The sequence below is a fragment of the Psychrobacillus sp. NPDC096426 genome (assembly GCF_044762745.1).
Lineage (GTDB): Bacteria > Bacillota > Bacilli > Bacillales_A > Planococcaceae > Psychrobacillus.
Window position 1 is genome coordinate 1 of the sequence record NZ_JBIWEX010000010.1, and the last position, 15,505, is coordinate 15,505.

14 protein-coding genes and 1 rRNA gene are annotated in these 15,505 nt (G+C 37.2%); 12 read left to right on the forward strand and 3 right to left on the reverse strand.

Annotated elements, in window-relative coordinates; translation table 11 throughout:
- Positions 1-233 precede the first annotated feature (233 nt).
- A 5S ribosomal RNA gene (gene rrf, locus ACIQYS_RS10145) occupies positions 234-349 on the forward strand.
- 699 nt (positions 350-1,048) lie between these two features.
- On the opposite strand, the gene ACIQYS_RS10150 is transcribed toward rrf, so the two are convergent.
- Positions 1,049-1,408: a VOC family protein gene (locus ACIQYS_RS10150; protein ID WP_402978644.1), complete on the reverse strand. Its 360-nt coding sequence runs from the start codon at positions 1,406-1,408 to the stop codon at positions 1,049-1,051.
- Positions 1,409-1,632: 224 nt separating this feature from the next.
- Here ACIQYS_RS10150 and ACIQYS_RS10155 point away from each other — a divergent pair, with 224 nt between their 5' ends.
- The 4 genes from ACIQYS_RS10155 to ACIQYS_RS10170 are packed head-to-tail and all read left to right on the forward strand — an operon-like array spanning position 1,633 to position 4,298.
- On the forward strand, positions 1,633-2,007 hold the full coding sequence (locus ACIQYS_RS10155; RefSeq protein ID WP_402978649.1) for a GntR family transcriptional regulator: 375 nt from the start codon (positions 1,633-1,635) through the stop codon (positions 2,005-2,007).
- 41 nt (positions 2,008-2,048) lie between these two features.
- On the forward strand, positions 2,049-2,882 hold the full coding sequence (locus ACIQYS_RS10160; RefSeq protein WP_402979005.1) for an ATP-binding cassette domain-containing protein: 834 nt from the start codon (positions 2,049-2,051) through the stop codon (positions 2,880-2,882).
- Positions 2,869-3,600 carry a hypothetical protein gene (locus ACIQYS_RS10165; protein ID WP_402978652.1) on the forward strand — a complete coding sequence of 244 codons (732 nt, stop codon included), beginning with the start codon at positions 2,869-2,871 and terminating at the stop codon, positions 3,598-3,600. The genes ACIQYS_RS10160 and ACIQYS_RS10165 overlap by 14 nt, the downstream gene beginning before the upstream one ends.
- Complete coding sequence (locus tag ACIQYS_RS10170; RefSeq protein WP_402978654.1) at positions 3,597-4,298, forward strand: hypothetical protein; 702 nt, start codon at positions 3,597-3,599, stop codon at positions 4,296-4,298. The genes ACIQYS_RS10165 and ACIQYS_RS10170 overlap by 4 nt, the downstream gene beginning before the upstream one ends.
- Positions 4,299-4,327: 29 nt before the next feature.
- Here the strand turns inward: ACIQYS_RS10170 and ACIQYS_RS10175 are convergent, their stop codons facing one another.
- Entirely contained in the window at positions 4,328-5,470 is a 1,143-nt protein-coding gene (locus ACIQYS_RS10175; protein ID WP_402978656.1) for an FAD-dependent monooxygenase, read from the reverse strand.
- A 91-nt stretch (positions 5,471-5,561) separates the two neighbouring features.
- Between ACIQYS_RS10175 and ACIQYS_RS10180 the strand changes: the two genes are divergently transcribed.
- The 3 genes from ACIQYS_RS10180 (at position 5,562) to ACIQYS_RS10190 (ending at position 8,479) form a co-directional block, all read left to right on the forward strand.
- Positions 5,562-6,554: a GNAT family N-acetyltransferase gene (locus ACIQYS_RS10180; RefSeq protein WP_402978659.1), complete on the forward strand. Its 993-nt coding sequence runs from the start codon at positions 5,562-5,564 to the stop codon at positions 6,552-6,554.
- A gap of 212 nt (positions 6,555-6,766) precedes the next feature.
- Positions 6,767-7,501: a sulfite exporter TauE/SafE family protein gene (locus ACIQYS_RS10185; RefSeq protein ID WP_402978662.1), complete on the forward strand. Its 735-nt coding sequence runs from the start codon at positions 6,767-6,769 to the stop codon at positions 7,499-7,501.
- An 18-nt stretch (positions 7,502-7,519) separates the two neighbouring features.
- On the forward strand, positions 7,520-8,479 hold the full coding sequence (locus ACIQYS_RS10190) for a D-2-hydroxyacid dehydrogenase family protein (protein ID WP_402979007.1): 960 nt from the start codon (positions 7,520-7,522) through the stop codon (positions 8,477-8,479).
- A 46-nt stretch (positions 8,480-8,525) separates the two neighbouring features.
- Here ACIQYS_RS10190 and ACIQYS_RS10195 read toward each other — a convergent pair whose 3' ends face one another.
- Entirely contained in the window at positions 8,526-10,688 is a 2,163-nt protein-coding gene (locus tag ACIQYS_RS10195; protein ID WP_402978665.1) for a M28 family peptidase, read from the reverse strand.
- 191 nt (positions 10,689-10,879) lie between these two features.
- Between ACIQYS_RS10195 and ACIQYS_RS10200 the strand changes: the two genes are divergently transcribed.
- The 4 genes from ACIQYS_RS10200 to ACIQYS_RS10215 all read left to right on the forward strand — a co-directional run bounded on the left by ACIQYS_RS10200 (position 10,880) and on the right by ACIQYS_RS10215 (position 15,491).
- On the forward strand, positions 10,880-12,040 hold the full coding sequence (locus ACIQYS_RS10200) for a PstS family phosphate ABC transporter substrate-binding protein (RefSeq protein ID WP_402978668.1): 1,161 nt from the start codon (positions 10,880-10,882) through the stop codon (positions 12,038-12,040).
- A 225-nt stretch (positions 12,041-12,265) separates the two neighbouring features.
- Positions 12,266-13,195, forward strand: a complete 930-nt coding sequence (locus tag ACIQYS_RS10205; RefSeq protein WP_402978671.1) for an AEC family transporter — start codon at positions 12,266-12,268, stop codon at positions 13,193-13,195.
- A 12-nt stretch (positions 13,196-13,207) separates the two neighbouring features.
- On the forward strand, positions 13,208-14,839 hold the full coding sequence (locus ACIQYS_RS10210) for an ATP-binding protein (protein ID WP_402979010.1): 1,632 nt from the start codon (positions 13,208-13,210) through the stop codon (positions 14,837-14,839).
- Entirely contained in the window at positions 14,802-15,491 is a 690-nt protein-coding gene (locus tag ACIQYS_RS10215; RefSeq protein ID WP_402978674.1) for a response regulator, read from the forward strand. The genes ACIQYS_RS10210 and ACIQYS_RS10215 overlap by 38 nt, the downstream gene beginning before the upstream one ends.
- The last annotated feature ends 14 nt before the right edge of the window (positions 15,492-15,505 follow it).

Consider the following 15,505-nt stretch of genomic DNA (forward strand, 5'->3'; position numbering starts at 1 on the left):
GGCGACACGTGCAGCTGACGAATACTAATCGATCGAGGACTTAACCAAATGTATTTATTGTAAAAAATGTCTTTTATCCAGTTTTGAGTGAACAAGCACTCTAATTTGAGGGTTTCAAGACGCAAGCAGTGCTAGGAAACGATTGAGAGAAGGAAGGAGCGTACTCAAGTACGTGACTGACTGAACGAAAGAAGTTGACAACGCAAAGCGCAGTGTATTGAAAGCCGAACAAGTCTAGTGATGATGGCGAAGAGGTCACACCCGTTCCCATACCGAACACGGAAGTTAAGCTCTTCAGCGCCGATGGTAGTTGGGGGTTTCCCCCTGTGAGAGTAGGACGTCGCTGGGCACTAATAAAAAAGTCGTTACCGAAAAATCGGTAACGACTTTTTTTGTGCTTATAAAATAAGTATAGAAGCGTTTACTTATAAACGACATTTCACCGGTAATAACGACAATTATCATCAAAAAATAAGTGAAAATGAATTTTGTCTTCATATTTTGGAATAAGATTGTCCAACTATTTGAGGGCGATGTCCAAATTTTATATAAGATTGTCCAGCATTTAGGAAAGATCGTCCAAGTTCTATATGATTGTCCAGCTTTTACGATAGATTGTCCAACTATTTGAGGGAGTTGGACAAGTTTTATATAAGATTGTCCAGCATTTAAGAAAGATCGTCCAGGTCCTATATCATTGTCCAACTTTTACGATAGATTGTCCAACTATTTGAGGGCGATGTCCAAGTTTTATATAAGATTGTCCAGCATTTAAGAAAGATCGTCCAGGTCCTATAAGATTGTCCAACTATTTGAAGGCGATGTCCAAGTTTTATATAAGATTGTCCAATATTTAAGAAAGATCGTCCAAGTTCTATAGGTATGTCCAACTTTCGTGCGAGATTGTCCAACTTTGGATAAAATGAAAGTCTAAAATTTATTATCGGCAGGTCAAACAAAATCGTAAATCGTACGGTTCTGCGGAATAATCTTACGGCACAAGAAAAATACTAATAATAAACCAAAAAACCCCCGTAAAGGAGGATTCTTAACTAGAAATTTCACTCATTAACGCGTGGGTGTTACCTTCTGTGTCTTTGAAAAATGCCATCCAAGTTTCAGTTTCACCCATCTTAGCTACCATATGTGGTTCGTCTATAAATGTTGCTCCTGCGCCTTTCATTCGATCTACCTCTGTCTGTAGATCATTTACTTTGAAATAGATCACAGAGCTTTTATGGTCGAACTCTTCTTTTTCTGGTCTACTCAATAATAATCTTGTATCTTCGCATTGGAAAAAGGCTAGTCCGGTCGTTTCGAATAACAATGGTAACCCTATTACTTTTTGATAAAACTCGACTGCGCGATCCACGTTTTCTACATTTACTGCAATTTGTCCTATCTTCATCTATATAACCTCCATCTCTCTAATACAATTTCTCTATAAATCAGAAAAATCCTTTATTTTGAATGCTAAGTATAAATATTAGATGTTCTTTCAATTAGCCACATTCACAATGAATGTGGTGTTTTGTTGTCGATAATAAATGTTAACTAGACTTTTCAGATTTTTTATTATATACTACATTACAACACTAATGTACTGACTTTGAAGAAAGGAGAGTTGCCACTTTGAATTTAAATACAAATAGCACTATACCCATTTACATTCAAATTGCGGAATGGATAGAGAATGAAATACTTGCCGATCATTTTCAAAGCGACGAAAAGGTACATTCACAATACCAACTAGCAGATCTATTTAACATTAACCCAGCTACTGCTGCAAAAGGATTAACGATACTCGTAGAAGAAAAAATTCTGTATAAGAAAAGAGGATTAGGCATGTTCGTAGCGTTAGAAGCGAAAAACATGATTCTTGAGAAGCGACGAAACGAAACATTAACACGCATGGCAATGGAGCTTGTTTTAGAAGCAAAGCGGCTTTCTGTGACAGAAGAAGAACTGATTCAACTAATAAAGAAATGCGAGGGGGAACAAAAGTGACGGTTATTGATTGTCAAAATCTAAAAAAACGTTATAAGAGAATGAATGCACTCGAAGATATTACTTTTCAATTGGAAGGTCAAAAAATTACTGGTTTAATTGGACGTAATGGTGCCGGAAAAACGACATTGCTAAAAATATTGGCTGGTTTTATTCGAGAAAGTTCTGGAGATGTTAAAGTATTTTCAAACAAGCCATTTAATAATCTGCGTGTATCAGCGAATAGTATATTAGTAGACGATCAAATGAGCTTTCCAGATTCTTTAACGCTAGCAGATATATTAGAGACAGCACCGGATTTTTATAAAAGATGGGATTCGGAGCTTGCGACTAACCTTTTTCGATATTTTAGATTGAATCCAAAACAATTGCATTCAAGATTATCTAAAGGTAATAGGGCAACGTTTAATATGATCTTTGGATTGTCGACTAGATGCGAGTTGACGATGTTTGATGAGCCAACAAATGGAATGGATGAAGCGGTTCGATCGGATTTTTACCGGGCTCTACTGAAAGATTATATAGCGCATCCACGTTCCATCTTGATTTCGAGCCATCATTTAGCGGAAATGGAGCATTTGCTAGAGGATATATTACTGATTAACAAAGGGATGGTTGTTTTTCATCAATCATTGGAGGAAGTAAAAGAGTATGCAGTTGCATTTCAAGGGCCAAGTGGTTTAATAGAAAAGTTGACTGCTGAGAAAGAAATTCTTCATACGAAGCAATTGGATAGTCAGCGGAAGTATGTAGTGATTAGAAAGGAAAACGTGCCTTTAATAGAGGGAGTTACGATTCATCCAGTGTCTGCTAGTGATGTGTGCATGTATGTGACGAGTGATAGGAAAGGGGGAATCGATGATGTTTTTAAGTAATAGTACATTGGGAGAAGTAGTTAAGACACAAGTGAAATTTAAGATGAATGCATATTTGGGTACTCTCGTATCTTTAGTTGTTGTACAGTTACTTGGACTAGTATTTTCGATGAATGGTACAGGTTCCATGAGTACAGAGGTTAACAATACGGCAATTCAAGTCGTTAAAGTTTCAACGGATACTGTTTTTATATTTGTAGCGATTTGGGCGCTGTTTATTGGGAATGTCATTACCACAAAGGGTTATCGAAATAGCAACTTTTCGTTTGTTATAAATAGTGTAAGCAATAATTTATCAAATATTATTGTACTTATTATAATGAGTGTATTTGCTGGTATAACAACCTTTTTATCCAATTATATTTTACGTATCGTGCTTCCTCTTTTTAACAATGTTGATTATGTGAGGAGTGCAAGCATTTTAGATGAACCGCTTAGTTCGATTGCCAATGTGGGTTTATTGATATGTTTAATCCTAATGATTTCTGCAGGAGGATACTTATGGGGAACCCTCGTTTATATGCATAAGGCATTTATGTTTCTGTTAATCGTTTTAATCATTGCAACACCCACAACGAAGACTGGTCAAATGATTCTTCAATTCATATTTGTTGATAATGGGTCCTTGTTATTTTTGATCGTCAAATTAATTGGTGTATCCATTGTTTTATTTGTACTAGCAATTATTTGTTCGAATCGATCGGAGGTCAGACGATGAGTAATATTGCAATTTTATCGATTTTACCTTTTCTCGGTATACTTTTTATTACATGGCGTATACTTCGTGTGGCAAAGAGTACATCGAATCGTATTAATTGGTCGCAGCGATTGAATAAGTGGGTACTTTGTATTTATGTAGGTGTTCTTTTAGTGGCATTAGTTATGTATGAACTTACCTCATCAAACGGGGATGAACTTTTGGCTCCAAAAGAATACACAATGTTTAATTATGAAAATAAAGTATTTCAGCAAGCATTTGAAAACAATGAGGAAAGTAAATTTAATCCAAAGTTTTTAGTGGAAGAGTGGACACAAGAATTAGAAGGTGATACATTCGAAATAATTTCAAATGGTTCTAAATTCCCGACTGAAAGATTGAACATCGAATGGACGGATTCAAAGGAGCAATTGGTGGAAGTCAAAATGTATAAGACACATTCATACATGGATGGTATAAACTTGGGAGAGGAAATGCGGTTATCGACAGTTGAAATAAATGACAATCAAATGATATTTACCGCTCCTTCTCCAAAAGAGCTAACATATTATCGTTTTTCCAATGAACTATTGGCCCTTCCAATAGTTGATAGCTTGGATGCGAGGGAACAAAAACGTGTTATAGGTCACACATATATCTACTTAAAAGTGCCAAAACATATTAATGTGATTGATAAAGATGGATTACAATTTTATTAAGCAAAAGTGCCTTCTTAAGCGAGGCACTTTTATTTTAGTTTCACATCAAATAAAAACTTCAATCGCCATGATAGCAATTTAGATGGGATCAATGGAAACAAAAAGTCACGAGTACTAGCAAGTGAACGGGAACGAAGCTGTGCTGCGGCACCGATTTGCCGTGATAAGTTAATGACTTTTGTCGTACGCGCTATACGTTTTTCCTCGTAATAAGCAAGAGCTTTTTCCACATCATCTAGCTGCTGAAATGCGTTTCCAAGAACAATCGCATCCTCAATTGCTTGTCCAGCACCTTGCCCCATATTGGGGGTAGTTGCATGTGCAGCGTCGCCTAATAACACAATCCGTCCGAATGCGAATTTTCGCAGGGGCTTAATGTCCATAATGTCATGATGGAGAATTAGGTCAGTTGGCGTTTTACGAATTAGTTCGGATACTTCAACAGGGAAATTTTCAAATAGGTTCGCGATTTCATTCCGTTCAATATGTTGATAAAAAGGATCCTTTTCGCGAGCATTAATACATGCAAACCAGTAGACTTGTCCATTTTTCATGGGTGCTATACCAAATCGACCGGTAGAAGACCAAATCTCAGTGGATGTAAATTCGTCCACATTGCCTTTGTTTTCTGTAATACCACGCCAACAAGTATAGCCAGAATATCGTGGAGCAGAATTTGGTACTAGTTTTTTTCGAATAGAGGAATGAATACCGTCCGCAGCAATAAGTAGATCTGCCGTCACTTCTGTTTTATCTTCAAAATAAGCGATTACTTTGTCACCAGATTGGTCCACATTCACACATTTTTTATTGTAATAAACCGTGTTTGGTTCTAATGCTTCTAAAAAAGTACGATGTAAATCAGCACGATGAATGGTAATGTTCTCTTGTCCAAATTTTTCTTTGAGTACGGAGAAGTCAATGGAATTTAGTTTCCGTCCTTTGGCATTTAGAAAAACTTGCGTGTGCAAAACATTTCCATTGGCAAAAACTTTTTCACCGACACCAATATTCATAAGGGCTTGCATGGCATTTGAACCAATTCCTATACCCGCCCCGACCGGTTGAAAAGTAGGTGATGTTTCGTACACTTTTACTGAAAACCCTTGTTTTTGTAAAGTTACAGCAGCGCAAAGGCCACCAATTCCACCGCCAATAATGATGACGTCCATTATAATCAGCACCTTCCTTATCCATAGTTTATCAAATTAATAAGAATATTTGTGTTATGCTAATATAAAATCAATAATTGGGGGAATTATTGTGATAGAACTTGTTACGTATGATGAGAAATATCGAATTGCATTAGAAGATTATCCACTAACAGAAGAACAATTAGGATTTACTGGGCATCCTCTTGAACTTCTAGAACGCTGTACTAACATAGCAACATACACTCCTATTATTATATTGGAAGAAGAACAAGTTGCAGGATTTTTTGTGCTAGACACGGGTGCTGATAAATTCCATTACACAGATCACCCTGAAAGTATTTTACTCCGAGGATACTCGATTCATCCAGCATATCAAGGCCGAGGAATTGCAAAAATATCGTTGGCTCTTATTTCACCCTATGTAAAAGAAAATTTTCCTCAGATTAATCAAATCGTACTAGGTGTTAATGAAGCGAACAAAGCAGCACAATCCCTCTATATAAAAGCTGGATTCATAGATGTAGGGAAACGATTCACTGGAAGATCGGGTGTACAGATTGCTATGTGTTTGAAGTTAAATAAATTAATAATTCGACAAGCACTCCCTGGAGATGAACAAGGTATTGTAGATGTGTGTGTTACTGCTCAGTGGAATACATATAAAGATTTGTACACTACGGAATACATAGAAAGAATCATTGAGAAGTACTATACAACAGTACGAATTCAAGATGAAATAAGATTTACAAGTTGCGAGTGGAACGGATATTATGTTGCAGTACTAAACGATCAAATTGTCGGGGCAATAGGTGGAGGAGTCGACGAAGAAGGTATAGCAGAAATATACGTACTTTATTTAGATCCTGAAAAACGTGGACAAGGTATTGGCACTAAGTTACTCAACTATTTTACGGAAATTCAACGTATACAATACAAAGCAAAAGAACAATGGGTGTCTGTTGCAAAAGGAAATAATCTCGGTATTCCTTTTTATGAAGCGCGGGGCTTCATCTTTCAAATGGAAGAACAGGCTTATGAAAGTACCGCGGAAGACAATGTTAGTTCATTGCGTTTCAAACGAATGATGAAATCTCCCTGTTAAAGGGTGATTATTCATTCAATTTATAAAAACATCATCGTTTGGATTAGACGTTCCGCGTCCATCCGTATTATTCGTAATAAAATATAGTGATTCTCCATTTTAATTTGATAAGTATTATTAATGTAAGACGATAAATACTATTGAATTTACTTATAGAACGTAGAGGGGTATGCTGAATTTACATATAGTACGAATGGAAAGAAGGCTTTACGATGGAATTCATTCTCTTTTTTATAGTCGGAGTTGTCGGCAATGTTGTTGGCACGTTAGTAGGAGGCGGGGGACTCATTAGCTTACCAACGATGTTACTTATGGGATTACCTGTACACTCTGCGATTGGTGCGAATAAAGTATCCAATACGATTAGTTCGTTAACTAGTTTTCTCGTTATTTTCAAACAGAAAGAAGTTTCCGGCAAGGAAGCATCGGCAGTCATCGTATTTTGCTTAGGCGGAGGTATTTTAGGTGGATTGATCGCCTCTTTTTTAAGTGGACAAATGCTAACGATTATTGCAATTCTTTTACTTAGCTTTGCATTTGTTACGTCTTTCATGGGTAGTGGGAACTTTGATGGGACGGAGTCGTTTCGCGTCAACAGAAAAATAGGTCCAGCCCTACTCGGGATTGGTATGTATGATGGCATGTTTGGTCCTGGGAGCAGCACTCTAGCAATGTATCTGTATGCTAGTCAAAAAATAGCTTATATCCGAGCGGTAGGTTTAGCAAGAATTGGCGTTTTCGCAAGTTGCTTTGGGGCATCTATTACGTATATATCAACCGGTAAAATCATTTGGCCACTTACCATTGCATTGATGATGGGGGCGATAGTGGGTGCCCAGTTAGGAGTGCGATTAGCACGCAAGCTAAAATCAGAGCATATTAAGCCGCTACTTAGAGTGGTGACGGTGCTATTGATCGTGCAAATCGTGATGGATTATTTGAAATAATTAGGAGGGAATCATTTGATGAAACTTCGTTGTGCAATATTAGATGATTATCAAAATGTAGCACTAGAGATGGTTGACTGGTCTAATATCTTGGATAAGGTCGAAGTAAAATCTTTTCAAAATCATTTCGAAAATGAAATGCAGCTAATCGAAGCAATTATCGATTTTGAGATAGTTGTCATTATGCGGGAAAGAACACCCTTTACTGCATCATTATATGAGAAACTCCCAAACCTAAAATTACTCATCACATCTGGCATGAGAAATGCATCAATAGACCTTGCCGCGGCTACAAACAATGGAGTAATTGTTTGTGGTACTGCGAGCATGTCCGAACCACCAACAGAGTTAACTTGGGCTCTTCTATTGAATCTCGCTCGGAAGGTTACGAGAGAAAACAATGAGCTTCGAAACAATGGACCATGGCAAAGTACAGTTGGGGCTGATCTATATGGTAAACGTCTTGGAATATTAGGACTTGGTAAAATCGGAAGTCGTATGGCAGTAATAGCGCAGGCATTTGGCATGGAAGTTATCGCGTGGAGCCAAAACTTAACGAAAGAACAAGCAGACAAATTTGGCGTACGATTAGCAACATCTAAAGAAGAATTATTGGAATCGAGCGACTTTGTTTCTATTCATCTTGTACTAAGCGAAAGAACGCATGGACTAATTGGAATAAAAGAATTGCAGCTTATGAAAACTTCTGCTTATTTAATCAATACATCACGTGCTGCCATTGTTGATCAAGATGCGCTAATAGAAGCAGTAAGTAAAAGATGGATAGCAGGTGCAGGGATAGATGTGTTTGAAATGGAACCTCTTCCGGAGAATAATCCATTCCGTACGCTACCAAACGTACTGGCTACACCACATCTAGGCTATGTAAGCAAGCGAAATTACAACACTTATTTTAAGGAAGCAGTAGAGGATATTCAAGCATTTCTTGATGGGGCAGTTATACGACAGATCAATTAAAAAAGGAGCTCCTAACAAAATAGTTAGGAACTCCACTTCTATTAAATTATTTCAACTCAGCAAGCATTTCACCAAGCTCTTTTACGCTTGCAGTTTCATCTGAAACGGTTGTTTTCAGTAGCTCTTTTTGTCTTTCTAGTGCATCATTCAATGTTGCAAGTTCAGCAGACACATCAGCATTAGCCAGTTCTCTTTTTTCTTTCAACGAATTGATCGTATCAAATAAATCTTCGTGGCCGACGATTCTGCCAGCACCCCACATAAGTTTTTCCTCAGGAGCTTCTAAAACATAGTCTGTGAAATAATCGAATACTTCTTTATCGAAATCATATGCGTACCAGTTGTTATCGATTGCCCATAAATATTCATCTAATGGGGTTGCGATATCGCCTTCATTTAACGCATCAATGGATAGGCTTAAGTTATCGATGTTATTTTGGGCATGTACATGTGGAAAGATTGGTTCGTCTTCCCATGTTAAGCGTACAAATTGATCCTCGGCATATTTAAACGCAGCAAGTAATCCACTATTTAGCTTACGGCTTTCTTCATATAGCTTTTTAGTTGCATTCGCATCACCTTTTGTTAAAGCGGCTAAATAATCTTCATTCACTTTTGCAACTTTTGCATTTACTTCTTCTGCAATTGACACTACACGATCAATTTCTGCTACAAGCTCACTAGAGGACACTGCAGCTTTTTCAAAGACTTGAGCATGAATGTTTTCTTTCAATGCTTTTAAACGAGTAGTGAAATCTAATGGAACTACAGCAGTCTCATCATAATGCATTGCAAGTAATCCGTATAGATTTAAGTGGAATTTTAGTGCATCTGCATTGTATACGTCCTCACTATCGAATTGCGAGTGATAATGGGAATGCATAAACTCACTATCTTGGAAATCATTACGAAGTGCGGGAACACCGGCAATTCCAAAAGAGAAGTCATCAGACCAAGTACGTAGTGGCGAAACTACTGAAATACCATCTTTATAAACGCCAGTTACACTAGGTACATCCTCTGTAAATTTGGTTAAATAGTTATTCAATTCATAGACAGAACGAATTTCATCCTGTGTTGTATGTTCATAAGCAGGAAGCTCAAAGTTCATATTGGCAAATGCTTTTCCTACCCATTCAGGGTGTATATTGAAGATTTGATTGTATGCACCCGTTGACCAGTCATAGCGAGTGTTTGAAACTCCCCACTCTTCTGCAGCTAGTGCATTGAAAATAATCGTTTTTTCTGGCTGGTAGCCGCTATCGATTAACCCTTTTGCAACACCCATCATTAAAGCAATCGCAGCGTTATCATCCTGGAATCCTGCAAAGTATGAATCGTAATGCGCTGATAAAATGATATACGATTCTGGGTCCTTACCAATGATTTTACCGTAGTAGTTATACGTTTTGCCATCAAATTTCACAGTAGATTTTGCATCAAATTTTACGGTCATTATACCGTTTTTACTAGCTTCTAATGCTTTCTTTAAGCTATTTGCATCTGTTTGAGACATAGAAAATGCAGGTGCATCATCTGGTCCACAAATGTCTTGCGCATTAAGTGCATCCGGATCCACTTCACCATAACCAGCTTCTTGTACTGCAATAACAGCTGCTGCACCTTTTAAATGAGCTTGATAAGCAGAATAATTAATCCACCATTCCTCGCGTTGGTTTATATCTATTAATACAAGCTTCCCTTTAATATCCAGTCCGGAAAGGTCATCTGCAGTTCCTTTACCCGCATAGATAATCTCAAGTTCTTTTTGGCCATTTGTGTCAAAGTTTACTTGATAGCCACCTAAAACAGCGAGATGTTCTTTGCCATCAGCGTCAGTAAAAGTTAAATCTGCTTTTTCAAATTCCCAAGTGTCTACTTTAAATTCGTCCTTTGTCACTTCGGAAAGCCCGATTTTCTTCATTTCATCGCCAATTTTTTCCCCAGTTTTTAGCTCTGCTTCTGATCCAGCAGTGCGATATCCTAGCTTTTTATTGGTTTTAAATTCTTCTAGACTTTTTGCAAATTGAAAAGCGTAATCCACATCTACTGCAGAAAGATAATTACTGTTTGCATCTTCTCGAGTAACGATTTTCCCATCTTGGACTGACTCTTCATTCACTTTTTTAGTTTCTTCTTTTGGGGTACACGCCACTAATAACATTCCGACTAACATCGACAAAGTTAGGTAGCTAATAAGCTTTTTCATTTATCACATTCCTTTACATTTTTTTATAACTAGATAATTAAACGACATTTATAGAGTATTAGCAATACTAATATTGAAAAATATTAATCAATAATATAGTTCCCCAAAAATTATTGAATAAACTGGAGGCATTAGATAGAAAGGGATTTCCGCATAATTTGTAGAATATACAAAATGGGGGGGGATATTTTTTGGAGAAAAAGTCACTTGTGGAACCAATTTTATATGCACTCTTTGTTCTCGTAGGAATGTGTTTTTTAACGTTATTTATATTATTTGTTGTGTTGGTAACTGGAGGTATTTTCTACATTGCTCTAATCATTACAACAGCGGTCGTTTTGTATGTATTTTATGTATGTGTTCTATTTCATTTTTTCAAAACAAAGAAACGTAAAGTCGCATTTGGAAGTTTGGCGGGAGCAGCTATTTTAGTTAGTGCCATTCCTCCGATACAGCATACTTATACAGATCGGATTCCAACGGTAGAAGCAGAAGTGAACGTTTATGATTACATGCCTTTTTCCGATTCCGGGAAGATTGCAACTTTAGATTATGATGCTACTTTGAAGTTAACAGAAGACTTGCCGAAAATGGATGGCGCAACGGCCCTTTACCCGCTTTACTCCGCATTTGTTCAAGCGACGTATCCCGAAAAAGACTATAATCCGTATGAAAGTGAAGTTATGGTCAATACGACGCCTGATGCGTATAGCCATTTAATGCAAGGGGAAGTGGATATGATTTTTGCCGCAGCACCTTCCCAGTCACAAACGAAAACAGCAAAGCAAAATGGGAAAGAACTTAAAATGACACCAATTGGACGTGAAGCATTTGTCTTTTTTGTCCACCAGAAAAATCCTATTTCTGATCTTTCAATGGAACAAATTAAAAATATATATGCCGGAAAAGTAACGAATTGGCAAGAGGTTGGTGGATTAAACGACAATATTCGGGCATTTCAACGTCCAGCGGATAGTGGAAGCCAGTCAGCCTTGGAGCACTTAATGGGAGATTTACCAATTATGGAGGCGCCAACAGAGGATATTGCTTCAGGAATGGGTGGTATTATTAATGAAGTTTCTCAATATAAAAACTACAAAAATGCCATTGGATATACATTTCGTTTTTATTCCACTGAAATGGTACAAAATAAGAAAATTAAACTGTTAGAAATAGATGGTATCGCACCTACGAAGGAAACTATACGATCTGGAGAATATCCAATTGCTTCAGAATTTTACATTGTGACAGCAGGTACGGATAACCCAAATGTAGAGAAATTCATTGCATGGATCTTATCTCCACAAGGACAAGAACTAATTGAAAAAACGGGGTATATATCGTTAGACTAATAAAAGGAAGAGCTCTTAATAGTAAGGGCTCTTCTTTTGATTAAAGCAACTCCAGTTCCTTATTCAATTTCTTCATTTGTCATTTGATAGAGCCAAGCGAATTTTTCAAACTTTAAAAGCAACTATCGCTTTTAAAGTTGACTTAAAAGTTATATAGCTGAAAATTACAAACAGTGGGATAATATTCGAGGGGATATGTATTTTATTTGGGAAGGTGTGTTGTAATTGGTTTATTTGAGCATGGTGTTTTTTCAAGTAGTTGCTCCGATTCTGATTATGCTTGGAATTGGTGCAGCACTGCAGCTAAAGTTTCAATTTAATTTGAAAGCATTATCGAACTTAATCACCTATTGTTTAATGCCGGCAGCTGTTTTCATCAATATTTATGAAACGAAGGTGAATGCAGAAGTATTGGTGCAAATTGTATTCTACTTAGTAATTTTCATCATTTGTTTAATGGTGTTAGGAACGGTAATTAGTAAATTATTAAAACTTAATAGAAACCAAGCGGCTATTTATAAAAATAGTGTCGTACTTATTAATTCTGGAAACTACGGTATTCCTGTCAGTCAGATGTTGTTCGCGGCGAATCCTCTTGGAACGTCTATTCAAATTATTATTGTCATTTTCCAAAATATAATTACGTATACATACGGTCTTTATAATTTAATATCTTCTACAAAATCCGGCTTAGATATTTTGCGTAGCTTGCTTCTTTTACCGATTGTCCATGCGCTCATACTTGGTGCTTTGATGAACATATTCGATATTGGAATTCCGATATTTTTGCGTATTCCCGTTGATTACTTAGCGAATGCGTTTATTTCGATTGCTTTAATTACTTTAGGGGCGCAGTTAGCGCAATTAGATATTAAAACGATTTTAAACAAAGTCATATTAACAAGTACAATCGGTCGCTTGGTAATAGGACCTATTTTAGCGTTTGGATTAATTCTATTAATGGGATTCGATGGGGTCGTGGCGCAGTCATTATTTATCGCAAGTGCTTTTCCAACGTCTAGAAATAGCTCGACACTAGCATTAGAGTACGATGTGGAACCGAATTTAGCGGCACAAATTGTGTTATTTTCGACGGTTGTTAGCTGTATTACAGTTACGATTGTTATTTATCTTTCGAATATTTTGTGGGGATAGTGAGTGGATAGTATGGAAAAGAGGTCTTTACAAGCACGTATTTTTGGCTTTGGAGCAGTTTTTGTTTCGCTCGTAGCGATTATGACAGGTATTTCTTTTTATTTTATTATTTCACATGCGATTGAAGGGCAAATTGGAGAAAGAGCGCTTAGTATTGCCGTAACAACAGCAGAACGCCCTGATATTGTAGCAGGTTTTGGGTCAGAGAATCCTTCAGATGTGTTGCAGCCAATCGCGATGTCCATTCAGTCAAGTACGGGAGCGGAATATGTTGTTATTGGGGATAAAGAAGGTATCCGTTATGCGCATCCAGTAGTAGAAAGAATCGGGAAAAAAATGGTTGGGGATGACAATGAACAAGCCCTACTATACGGAAAATCTTATATTTCGGAAGCTACTGGTACACTTGGTACCGCACTTAGAGGAAAAGCTCCTGTAATGGATGCGAACGGAGAAATTATTGGCATCATATCTGTCGGATTTTTAAAAGAGGATATGACAACGATATTTATTCGGTATGTAGATAATATTGCCTATATCGTCGTGACTGCAATATTACTAGGGATTCTCGGCTCCAGTATATTAGCGCGGAATATAAAGAAAGAACTGTTTAATCTGGAACCAGCAGAAATTGCGACTTTATTTACAGAACGTAATGCATTAATCGAGTCCGTTCGCGAAGGAATTATTATGGTAGATGCAAAAGGCATCATTACAATGGCGAATTTAGCTGCACTTGAAATATTATCATTACCACAGCAGACCGAATTAGTCGGTCGAAATATTTGGGAAGTTATACCGAATACGTATCTCCCGCAAGTATTAGAATCTGGAGAAGAACATCTAGATCGTGCCATGGAGTTACGGGGAAAAAGAGCAATCGTCAATCGAATTCCAATTCGTGTCGGTGAGAAAATTATCGGTGCCGTGTCTAGTTTTCGTTCCCAATCGGACATTGACCGCTTAGCGGAAGAACTATCTCAAGTGAAGCAATATACCGAGGCATTACGTGCGCAAACACATGAATATAATAACTTTTTATATACAATTTCAGGTCTTATTCAATTGAACTCTTATGATGAAGCAATTAGTTTAATCCATGTGGAGACGGCAGAGCATCAATCACTTATTCAATTTATGACGAAACGTTTGCAGGACCCATTCCTTGGAGGAATTGTCATTGGGTTTCTTAATCGAGCGAAGGAATTAAAGGTGCGGTTTATATTAGATGAAGATAGTTATTTAGAAAAACTACCAAAACATCTTCAAAAGCATCTCTTTGTGTCTATTATAGGTAACTTAGTGACGAATGCATTTGAAGCGGTAGAAAAATTACCGGAAGAGATACGCATAGTTCGCATATTGATCGTGGATAACGGAGAGGAAATAATAATAGAAGTAGAAGACTCAGGGGCAGGGGTGCCTGTGGAAGTGTTGGATGTAGTTTGGCAAGAGAAAATATCTACGAAAAGTGATACAAATAGGGGATTTGGTTTAGTGAAGGTAAAGGAAAATGTAAATGATCTAGGTGGCTCTATCGCGCTTGAAAATGGGGATTTAGGTGGAGCATTGTTTATCGTTTCTATTCCAAAAGGGGGGTATTTACATGACAAAGCAGGTAGAGATATTAATAGTGGAAGATGATAAACGAATTTCTGATATTCATCGACGATTTATCGAAAAGCTAGAAGGGTTCCAAGTGATTGGTTCTGCGTATACAGGAGAAGAAGCAAAGGATTGGATCATTTCGTATATGCCAGATTTAATACTGCTAGATGTTTATCTTCCAGATACACTTGGAACGGATTTATTGACAATCATTCAAGAACATAGTCCGGATACAGATATTATTTTTATCACTGCAGCAGCAGAGTCGGAAATAGTGAAAAAAGCATTCCGGGGTGGTGTGGCAGACTATATTCTAAAACCATTAACATTTGAGAAGTTTAAAGAAAGTTTACAATCTTATAAGAAGAAAAGGAATATTCTTACAGGTAGCGGGAATGTACAAGAAGATTTAATCAAGTCTCTATGGAATAACAATTCTTCTATTCCTAATTCGGAAGATATTCCGCCAAAAGGAATTGATCCAATTACGAAAGAAAAAGTGGTCAATCATATAAAGAAAGTAAACGACGGCATTACAGCGGAATCACTAGGGCTAGAAGTTGGAGTAAGTCGCTCAACTGCAAGGCGCTACTTAGAATACCTTGCTTCTGAGAAGGTTGTATATGCAGAGCTTATATATGGAACAGTTGGTAGACCAGAACGGAGATACTTTATCAAATCGTTGTGAACATTATGAACAAA